Origin of the sequence: Methylorubrum podarium, assembly GCF_022179745.1 — a bacterium.
Classification (GTDB): domain Bacteria; phylum Pseudomonadota; class Alphaproteobacteria; order Rhizobiales; family Beijerinckiaceae; genus Methylobacterium; species Methylobacterium podarium.
Window position 1 is genome coordinate 1 of the sequence record NZ_BPRD01000278.1, and the last position, 8,695, is coordinate 8,695.

The window sequence follows — 8,695 nt, forward strand, 5'->3', positions numbered from 1 at the left end:
TCGGCGGCCTGCTCGGGCTGGCCGGAGGGCTTCTCGGCTTTGCCGGCACCTCAGTCCTGACGCTCGCCGCGCTCGGTCTCGCCGGCCTCGTCTACGGCGCGCATCAATTCGGCTTCCTGCGCGTCCCCTATCCGCAGCGCCGGGCCCAGGTGCCGCACGACGCGCGCCAGCGCTTCCCGATGTGGTTCATCGGCGGCCTCTACGGAATCTCGCTCGGCCTCAACTACCTCACCTATGTCCAGACCCCGATCCTGTACCTCGTGACCGCGGCGGCCGTGGCGAGCGGCAACGTCACCTCCGCGGTCGTGCTGTTCCTGGCCTTCAACGCGGGCCGCTTCCTGCCGATGGCGGTGAATTACCTGCCGGTGAGCGACATCGCCGTGCAGAACTGGCTCGCCCGCCGCCAGGAAAGTGCAGCTTTTCTCGACGGTGGATTGCTGATCGCGTTCGGCGCGGCGCTGCTGACCTTCGCCGTGCTCTGAACGCGGGCGGGCCGGCGCCCGCTCACCCATCCCGTCCTTCGCTTTTTCGCACTCGCCTCAAGGAGAGAATGATGACGCACGCCTATGCCCAGCTTCGGCACGCCTTCCGCTACGGCTCTTCCGCCCTCGGTGCCGCGGCCCTCGCGGCCCTGATCGCCGCCGGCCCGGTCGCGGCCGCCGAACCGGGTGCCGCCGCCAAGCAGGCCGCCGCCGACCTCGCCGCCGGCAAGGCCGACGATCCGACGGTGCTGAAGGCGCCCGCGCCGAATGCCCGGCGCGTCTACATCTACGATCCCAAGCACTTCGCGGCGATCTCGCAGAGCTTCATCATCGACGGCGACACCGCCCGCGTCCTCGGCACGGCCGATAGCGGCTTCATGGGCAATCCGATCGTGGCCAGCGACGGCTCCTTCTTCGGGCATGCCAACACGGTGTTCTCGCGGATCGCCCGCGGCAAGCGCACCGACTACGTCGAGCTGCTCGACCCGCGGACCGCCGACCCGATCGCCGATATCGAACTGCCGAACGCGCCCCGCTTCCTCGTCGGCACCTATCCCTGGATGACGGCGCTGACGCCCAACAACAAGACGCTGCTGTTCTACCAGTTCTCGCCGCAGCCGGCCGTCGGCGTCGTCGACCTCGCCGGCAAGAAGTTCGACCGGATGATCGAGGTTCCGGACTGCTACCACATCTTCCCCTCGAGCAACGACACCTTCTTCATGCATTGCCGCGACGGCAGCCTGCTGAAGGTCAGCATCGGAGCCGACGGCAAGTCGCAGACCAAACGGACCGAGATCTTCCACAAGGAGAACGAGTACGTCATCAACCACCCGGCCTACTCGCCCAAGAACGGCCGCCTCGTGTGGCCGACCTACACGGGCAAGATCTTCCAGGTCGATCTCTCCTCGCAGGAGGCCAAGTTCCTGCCCGCGATCGAGGCGTTCACCGAGGCCGAGAAGAAGGACGGCTGGGCGCCGGGCGGCTGGCAGCAGGTCGCCTATCACCGCGACAGCGATCGCATCTTCCTGCTCGGCGACCAGCGCGCGGCCTCCAAGCACAAGGCCCCGAGCCGCTTCGTGTTCGTCATCGATGCCAAGACCGGCAAGCGCCTCAACAAGCTCGAACTCAAGCACGAGATCGATTCCGTCGGCGTGAGTCAGGATGCCAAGCCGCAGCTCTACGCGCTCTCCACCGGCGCCAAGACGCTGTTCATCTTCGATCCCGAGACCGGCAAGCAAATGTCGAGCGTCAACCAGCTCGGCGCCGGCCCGCAGGTCATCACGACCTCGGACATGTGACGATCATGTCCGACATCGCCCTGCCGCTCCTCGGCGAGCCCGTCGTCACGGTCTTCCTGCGGTCGTTCCTGATCCTGCTCTTCGTCGCGGCCGCCCTGCCGAAGCTGCGTCACGCCGACGAGTTCTTCGGAGTCGTGCGGAACTTCCGGCTGATGCCCGAGGCGATGGCCCGCCCCTTCGCCGCCGCGCTTCCGCTCGTGGAGTTGGGGCTTGCCGCGGGCCTCGCGGTCCCGGCGACGGCCGCGATCGCCGCCGCGGGCCTCGGCGGTCTGCTGGTCCTGTTCGGCCTCGCCATCGCGATCAACGTGGCCCGCGGCCGGACGGCGATCGATTGCGGATGCTTCCGCAACGGCATGCGGCAGCCGCTCGGCTGGCTGCTCGTCGGCCGCAACGCGGGCCTCGCCCTCGCGGCCCTCGGCCTCGCCTGGATCCTGCCGGCGGCGCCCGCCGCCGGCCCCTTCGATCTCGCCGTCGGCTTCGCGGCCGCCGGCCTCGCCCTCCTCCTCGGCTACAGCGCCTCGCTCCTGAACGGGCTTCAGGCCGGCGCGCGTCCCTCTTCCCTCTCGAAAGGCTGACTGCGATGACCATGCAGTTCCTGATCGCCTCGAACGTCCTGCTCTGGCTCGCCCTGATCGGCTGCGCCGTGCTCCTGCTCGGCCTGCTGCGGCAGGTCGGCCTCCTCCACGAACGCTCCTCGCCCCTGGGCGCCATGATCACCGATCACGGCCCCGACATCGGCGACGCCGCGCCGGTCTTCGACCTGCCCGATCACGCCGGCGCCACCGTGCGCATCGGTGGACCGAGCGCGGCGAGCCGCCCGACGCTGCTGATGTTCACCGCCCCGACCTGCCCGGTCTGCGACAAGCTCTTCCCGCTGATCAAGTCGATCGCCCGGGCCGAGAAGTTCGCGGTGGTGATGATCAGCGACGGCCAGCCGGACGAGCACCAGCGCTTCCTTGCCAAGCACGAGCTCGGCGACATCCGCTACGTCGTCTCGGCCGAGGTCGGCATGGCCTTCCAAGTCGGTAAGATCCCCTACGGCGTGCTGCTCGATGCCGAGGGGGTGATCCGCGCCAAGGGCCTCACCAACACCCGCGAGCATCTCGAGAGCCTGCTCGAGGCGGACAAGAGCGGCTTCGCGTCGATCCAGCAATTCATGACGAGCCGGAAGCACAGCCACGGCGCCAAGGCCGCCTGATCGAACGGCGCCTGCGTCCGCAAACCCAGAACAGCGACGAGGAAACGATGCTCGGAAAATCCCAATTCGACGATCTCTTCGAGAAGATGTCCCGCAAGGTGGCGGGGCATACCAGCCGCCGCGGCTTCATCGGGCGTGTCGGCACGGCGGTGGCCGGCGTGGCGCTGGTGCCCCTGCTTCCGGTCGACCGCCGCGGGCGCGTCAGCCGCGCCAACGCCGCCGAGGGCGCAGGCGATCCGCGGGGCAAGTGGACGCCGCAGGACCACGACGTGCAGGCCTGCGATTACTGGCGCCACTGCTCCATCGACGGCAACATCTGCGACTGCTCCGGCGGCTCGCTCACCAATTGCCCGCCCGGCACCAAGCTCGCGTCCAGCTCCTGGGTCGCCAGCTGCTACAACCCGACCGACAAGCAGAGCTACCTGATCTCCTACCGCGACTGCTGCGGCGCCAACATGTCCACCCGGTGCTCGTGCCTGAACACCGAAGGCGAGCTGCCGGTCTACCGTCCGGAATTCGGCAACGACATCATCTGGTGCTTCGGCGCCGAGGACGATGCCATGACCTACCACTGCACGATCTCGCCCATCGTCGGAAAGGCCGGCTGATCCCCCGCCGCGGCCTGCGGGCCGCGGCTCCCGGACAGCCCTGAGACATCGGAGTCGAACCCCATGCGCGTCCTCGTTCTCGCAGCAACGCTTGCTGCCCTCTCCGCCGGTGCGGCGCTTGCCGCCGGCGCGCTCGAAGTGGTGCCGGAGGCGCCCGCCGGCAGCACCGAGGTCAAGATCGCCAAGATGAAGTTCGCGACCCCCGAGGTCCGCATCAAGGCGGGCTCGGCCGTGACCTGGACCAACACCGAGGCCCTGCCGCACAACGTGCACTTCAAGCCCGGCGGCAGCGTCGACAAGGAGCTGGAAGGGCCGATGCTGCGCTCCAACCAGACCTTCTCGGTCAAGTTCAACACGCCGGGAACCTACGACTACATCTGCACGCCCCATCCCTTCATGAAGGGCAAGGTCGTCGTCGAGTAGCGACGCGGCCGGCAGGTTTCCGACGCAAGCGGACCGCGACCTGCCGGCCCTTCTCCGCCGTCCCCTCCCCGAGACACGAACGCCCCCGCTCCGTGGGGAGGGGCCGTCAGCGCGCAAGGTGCACCGATGTGGATTCCCTACGATCTGACCGGCTCGCTCAAGGGCGAGACATCGGCCGCGAGCCTTCAGCGCTCGCAGGCGGACCGGTCCGTGCGCGACGTGCTGGTCGGCTTCTTCGTGCGCAATCCCATCACCCAGAGCTGGGAGATCGACGTCCGGGCCGAATCCGCGAAGGAGGTACTGACGGTCGAGCTGGACGGCATGCCGGCCGAGATCGCCTGCTACGGCGACGAGTCGGGCAAGCTCAGCGAGATCATCTACCGGATCAAGAGCGCCGAGCCCTACGCTGCCTTCGATGCATGTCGGCACGATCTGGAGGACCGGCTCGCCCGCTGGACACTGGAACTCGGACGCGGCATGGCCATTGCCGGCTGGCGCGTGGCCGATCCGGCCAACGAGGCGCGCTGGCGCTGCACCCCGTTCCGTCCGAGCGCGCTCGACCTCGACCTCGACGCCGTGGCCTTCGCGCCGGACGACCTCAAGCCGCTATTGCGCGTCTACCAGCGCGCCCGCAACGCCTCGGACCCGGCCTGGCGCCTCCTGAACGCCTATGCGGTGCTGACGTGCTGGCGGGCCGGCAAGGCGCCCTTTCCCGCGAAGCCGCGGCGGCCGATCCCCACCGTGACCCTGGAGATGCTGGCCCACAGCGGCACCCTCGGCTGCGCCGTGACCTTCAAGGACCAGCCGCTGACGGTCCTCATCGACGCCCTGGAGGTCTGGCGCGACGCCGTGCTCCAGGATCTGGAAGCGCCCGGCGAGGGCACGCACGGATTGCGGGGCGAGGCGCGCTGGCGTGTCGCCCACATGGCGAGTCTCGCCGACCTCGCCGCCCGCGAGACGCTCCTGCGCGAGATCGCCCGCCGCCGCGGCGCCGATCTGGCGCTCGCGTCCTGATCCCGGCGAGAGCGCCAACGAGGATGAGGGCCATGCGGCCGATCCTGCCGATTCCCGTTCTGATCGCCTGGGCCGTCCTCGTCTGCGGCGGCGCCTACGCCGTGACTGCGCGCTCCGACGCCGCCACGGCGATCGACGGCCCCTCACGGCAGGATGTCGCCGCGCTGAAGGCGCGCTTCCGCCGGCCGGACGGCGTGCCGCATCCCAAGGCCAGCCCGGCGACGCCGGAGAAGGTGGCGCTCGGCAAGGCGCTGTTCTTCGATCCGCGGCTCTCGCGCTCGGGCAGCGTCTCCTGCGCGACCTGCCACAATCCGAGCCTCGGCTGGAGCGACGGTCTCACCCGGGCGGTGGGCTTCGGCATGGTCTCGCTGCCACGGCGCACCCCGCCGGTGCGTAATCTCGCCTGGGGCTCAGCCTTCCAGTGGGACGGCCGGGCCGACAGCCTCGAGGCGCAGGCACGCATGCCGATCACGGCACCCGACGAGATGAACATGTCGATGGACCTCGTCGTCGAGCGCCTGAACGCGGTTCCGGGCTACGCCCCGCTCTTCCGCGCCGCATTCGGCGGTGAGGAGCCGATCAGCGCGCGCAACGTCACGGCGGCGCTCGCCACCTTCCAGCGAACGCTCGTCTCCGGCGAGGCGCCGTTCGACCGCTGGATCAAGGGCGACGAGGCGGCCATCGGAGCCGATGCTCGCCGCGGCTTCGCGCTCTTCACCGGCAAAGCCCATTGCGCGGCCTGCCATTCCGGCTGGCGCTTCACCGATGACAGCTTCCACGACATCGGCCTGAGGGCGGGCGACGATCTCGGCCGCGGCAAGTTCGCGCCGCCGAGCGTCACTGCCATGCGCTACGCCTTCAAGACGCCGTCGCTGCGCGACCTGCGGATGCAGGGCCCCTACATGCACGACGGGCAACTCGGCAGCCTGGACGCGGTGATCGAACACTACGTCAAGGGCGGCGAGCGGCGCCCGAGCCTGTCCTTCGAGATGAAGCCGGTCGAGCTCAGCGCGCAGGAGCGGCGCGATCTCACTGCCTTCCTCGAATCCCTGGCGGCGGAACCCGCCGCCCTCACCCTGCCGCACCTGCCGTGATGAGGAACACTCGGATGGCCCTCGATCCCGCATTCCGCCGCCTTGCCGCCGGCCTCGCCCTGAGCGTGGCGCTGCTGACCGCGCCGGCGAGCGCCGAAGAATTCGAGGTGACGATCCATCACGCGGAACTGCAGGAAGTGGCGATCAAGCCCCGCGTGGGCGACACGATCCGCTTCGTGAATCATGCCGACATCTCTCACAACCTGTACCTCACCTACGAGGACGGTCAGGTCGAAACCCTCGACACGCAGCCGCCGCGCACGACCAAGCGCGCGGTGCTCCGCCGAGCCGGCCACGTCGTCGTGCGCTGCTGGATCCATCCCATCATCCGGATGGAACTCGATGTCGCCGGCACGGCCGCGGACCAGTAGGACGCCGGGAGGCCTGAAATGGCGAAGCCGAACCCTCCGTCGCGGCGGGACCTTCTGACGAGCGGCGCCAAGGCCGCGGGCGTCGCCTGCCTCGCCGGGCTTTCGCTCACGGCCTACGTCGAGTCGGCGCGCAAGGCCGAGGCGACGGCGCTGCGGCCGCCCGGCGCCTTGCCGGAGGACGACTTTCAGGGGGCGTGCGTCCGCTGCGGCCTCTGCGTGCGGGCCTGCCCGTTCGACACACTGCGCCTCGCCGAGATGGGGGAGGAGGCGCCGCTCGGGACGCCCTACTTCGTCGCCCGCGAAACGCCCTGCTTCATGTGCGCCGACGTGCCCTGCGCCAAGGCCTGCCCGACCGGCGCCCTCGACCGCGACATCCCGAGCATCCGGAAGGCCGATATGGGGGTCGCCGTCCTGGTCGGGCACGAGAGCTGCCTGAACTACAAGGGCATGACCTGCAGCATCTGCCACCGCGTCTGCCCGATCCGCGACGAGGCGATCACGCTGGAAGTCCAGACGATCAAGGGTCGCCGGATGGTGATCCCGACGGTGCATTCCGACAAATGCACCGGCTGCGGCACCTGCGAGAAGCACTGCGTGCTCGGCCACGCCGCGATCCGGGTGCTGCCGCGCGAACTCGGCCTCGGCGGGCGCGGCCGCAACCCGGCCGGGAGGGCGGCGTGAAGCGCCTGAATCCGACGGCGGCGGCACGGGCCGAGGGCGTGGCGGCCAAGGGCTGGCTGCGCGCCCACAAATGGTGGTTCCTGCGACGCCTCACGCAGATCACGGCGCTCGGCGTCTTCATGGCCGGCCCGCTCGCGGGGCTCTGGCTCGTCCGGGGTAACTTCGCGTCGAGCGAGATCCTCGGCATCCTGCCGCTCAGCGATCCCTTCATCACCCTCCAGTCTCTCGCCGCCGGAACCGTGCCGGCGAGTGTCGCGCTTCTGGGTGCTCTCGTGATCATCCTGTTCTACGTCGTGGTGGGCGGGCGCGCCTATTGCGGGTGGATCTGCCCGGTCAACATCGTGACCGACACGGCCTTCTGGCTGCGGGAAAAGCTCGGCATCACCCGTGACCGCAAGCTCGACCGCCGGACCCGGCTCTGGGTGCTGGCCGGCGCGCTGCTCGCCTCCGTTCTGACCGGCACGATCGCCTGGGAGTTCGTCAACCCCGTCAGCCTGCTCCAACGCGGCCTGATCTTCGGGCTCGGCGCGGGTTGGATCGTCATCGCGGCCGTGTTCCTGCTCGACCTGCTGATCACGCGCCGCGGCTGGTGTGGCCATCTCTGCCCGGTCGGCGCCTTCTACGGCCTCGTCGGCCGCGCCAGCGTCGTGCGCGTGGCCGCGACCAAACGTGCCGATTGCACCCATTGCGGGGCCTGCTTCCAGATCTGTACCGAGCCCCACGTCATCACGCCGGCCCTGAAGGGAAGTGGAACGGCGTTCATCCTGTCGGGGGATTGCGTCAATTGTGGAAGCTGCATCGACGCATGCCCCGTCGACGTCTTCGAGATGTCCCGTCGATGCTGATGCGGCTTCGCAATCTCGCTGAGTAACGGATGTCGTGCCCGTTGCCCGTGTCTCGATCCGCCGACGGCGCGGTCCGTGCAAGGCATGTTTTCCGGGGCAGGACACTGAAGAAGGCGGCGCCCGCTTCATTATGTGACCAAATCCTTAACTCGACCCGACCGGCACCGCTGCTTTGTTGCTTGTTTGATACATCGCCCGCCGAAGATCAGTGCGGACGGGACTAGAACGAAGTTTCTGCTTGAGCGCGAATGTTTCCTAGCGCGATAATCGATGCGTTGTTGGCGCTTCGCGCGATTCGACCTCAGACAGTCCGACGGATCCGCCAAGTGATCGGACGTGTGAAGAAGCTAGGGGGGCTCGGTTCACGATGACATCCAAGACCATGCTGCGTGCCGCCACGGCCGCGCTCGCTCTCCTCGCTTCCGCATCGGTTCGCGCCGCCGACGTGCCTGCCGCGGCGCCGCTTCCGGCCGCATCCGAACATTGCAAGGCTACGATCTCGACGCCCGTCTACGGCCCGACCATCAAGGCCAATCCGAACCCCACCTGCTTCGCGTCGCCGGTCGGTGACATCTATGTCGGCGGTGCGGTGTCCGGCGTCGCCTATCACTTCTCGGACGCGTTCAGCCCGGCCTCGCCCGTCTTCCCGCTGCCCCGTGTTCAGGGGCAGCGGGAAGACGG

At 68.9% G+C, this 8,695-nt stretch carries 10 protein-coding genes and 2 pseudogenes; all 12 read left to right on the forward strand.

The window, feature by feature from the left end:
- A pseudogene (locus tag MFF42_RS14320) lies at window positions 1-482 on the forward strand (methylamine utilization protein MauF); the annotation flags it as partial.
- A gap of 71 nt (window positions 483-553) precedes the next feature.
- The gene (mauB, locus tag MFF42_RS14325; protein ID WP_238256334.1) at window positions 554-1,780 is read left to right on the forward strand and encodes a methylamine dehydrogenase (amicyanin) large subunit; all 1,227 of its coding nucleotides are present in this window, start codon (window positions 554-556) and stop codon (window positions 1,778-1,780) included.
- A 5-nt stretch (window positions 1,781-1,785) separates the two neighbouring features.
- Complete coding sequence (locus tag MFF42_RS14330; protein WP_373875184.1) at window positions 1,786-2,355, forward strand: MauE/DoxX family redox-associated membrane protein; 570 nt, start codon at window positions 1,786-1,788, stop codon at window positions 2,353-2,355.
- Window positions 2,356-2,360: 5 nt separating this feature from the next.
- The gene (gene mauD, locus MFF42_RS14335; RefSeq protein ID WP_238256335.1) at window positions 2,361-2,978 is read left to right on the forward strand and encodes a methylamine dehydrogenase accessory protein MauD; all 618 of its coding nucleotides are present in this window, start codon (window positions 2,361-2,363) and stop codon (window positions 2,976-2,978) included.
- Between the two features lie 47 nt (window positions 2,979-3,025).
- On the forward strand, window positions 3,026-3,586 hold the full coding sequence (mauA, locus tag MFF42_RS14340) for a methylamine dehydrogenase (amicyanin) small subunit (protein WP_153876208.1): 561 nt from the start codon (window positions 3,026-3,028) through the stop codon (window positions 3,584-3,586).
- A gap of 63 nt (window positions 3,587-3,649) precedes the next feature.
- Complete coding sequence (locus tag MFF42_RS14345; RefSeq protein ID WP_153876209.1) at window positions 3,650-4,009, forward strand: amicyanin; 360 nt, start codon at window positions 3,650-3,652, stop codon at window positions 4,007-4,009.
- Window positions 4,010-4,135: 126 nt separating this feature from the next.
- The gene (locus MFF42_RS14350; protein WP_238256336.1) at window positions 4,136-5,023 is read left to right on the forward strand and encodes a methylamine utilization protein MauJ; all 888 of its coding nucleotides are present in this window, start codon (window positions 4,136-4,138) and stop codon (window positions 5,021-5,023) included.
- Between the two features lie 32 nt (window positions 5,024-5,055).
- Complete coding sequence (gene mauG, locus MFF42_RS14355; RefSeq protein ID WP_238256337.1) at window positions 5,056-6,117, forward strand: tryptophan tryptophylquinone biosynthesis enzyme MauG; 1,062 nt, start codon at window positions 5,056-5,058, stop codon at window positions 6,115-6,117.
- Window positions 6,118-6,131: 14 nt separating this feature from the next.
- A complete protein-coding gene (locus MFF42_RS14360) occupies window positions 6,132-6,488 on the forward strand; it encodes a methylamine utilization protein (protein WP_238256338.1) in 357 nt (118 codons plus the stop codon).
- A gap of 18 nt (window positions 6,489-6,506) precedes the next feature.
- Window positions 6,507-7,169 carry a ferredoxin-type protein NapG gene (gene napG, locus MFF42_RS14365; RefSeq protein ID WP_153876213.1) on the forward strand — a complete coding sequence of 221 codons (663 nt, stop codon included), beginning with the start codon at window positions 6,507-6,509 and terminating at the stop codon, window positions 7,167-7,169.
- Window positions 7,166-8,014, forward strand: a complete 849-nt coding sequence (gene napH / locus MFF42_RS14370) for a quinol dehydrogenase ferredoxin subunit NapH (protein ID WP_238256339.1) — start codon at window positions 7,166-7,168, stop codon at window positions 8,012-8,014. Before napG ends, napH begins: the two co-directional genes overlap by 4 nt.
- A gap of 382 nt (window positions 8,015-8,396) precedes the next feature.
- Window positions 8,397-8,695, forward strand: a pseudogene (locus MFF42_RS14375) (porin); the annotation flags it as partial.

Bases quoted from the DNA above. Each gene is read 5' to 3' on its own strand.
- mauG (WP_238256337.1), top strand. From the start codon at position 5,056: ATGCGGCCGATCCTGCCGATTCCCGTTCTGATCGCCTGGGCCGTCCTC.
- mauA (WP_153876208.1), top strand. From the start codon at position 3,026: ATGCTCGGAAAATCCCAATTCGACGATCTCTTCGAGAAGATGTCCCGC.
- MFF42_RS14345 (WP_153876209.1), top strand. From the start codon at position 3,650: ATGCGCGTCCTCGTTCTCGCAGCAACGCTTGCTGCCCTCTCCGCCGGT.
- napG (WP_153876213.1), top strand. From the start codon at position 6,507: ATGGCGAAGCCGAACCCTCCGTCGCGGCGGGACCTTCTGACGAGCGGC.
- MFF42_RS14360 (WP_238256338.1), top strand. From the start codon at position 6,132: ATGGCCCTCGATCCCGCATTCCGCCGCCTTGCCGCCGGCCTCGCCCTG.
- MFF42_RS14330 (WP_373875184.1), top strand. From the start codon at position 1,786: ATGTCCGACATCGCCCTGCCGCTCCTCGGCGAGCCCGTCGTCACGGTC.
- mauB (WP_238256334.1), top strand. From the start codon at position 554: ATGACGCACGCCTATGCCCAGCTTCGGCACGCCTTCCGCTACGGCTCT.
- MFF42_RS14350 (WP_238256336.1), top strand. From the start codon at position 4,136: ATGTGGATTCCCTACGATCTGACCGGCTCGCTCAAGGGCGAGACATCG.
- mauD (WP_238256335.1), top strand. From the start codon at position 2,361: ATGACCATGCAGTTCCTGATCGCCTCGAACGTCCTGCTCTGGCTCGCC.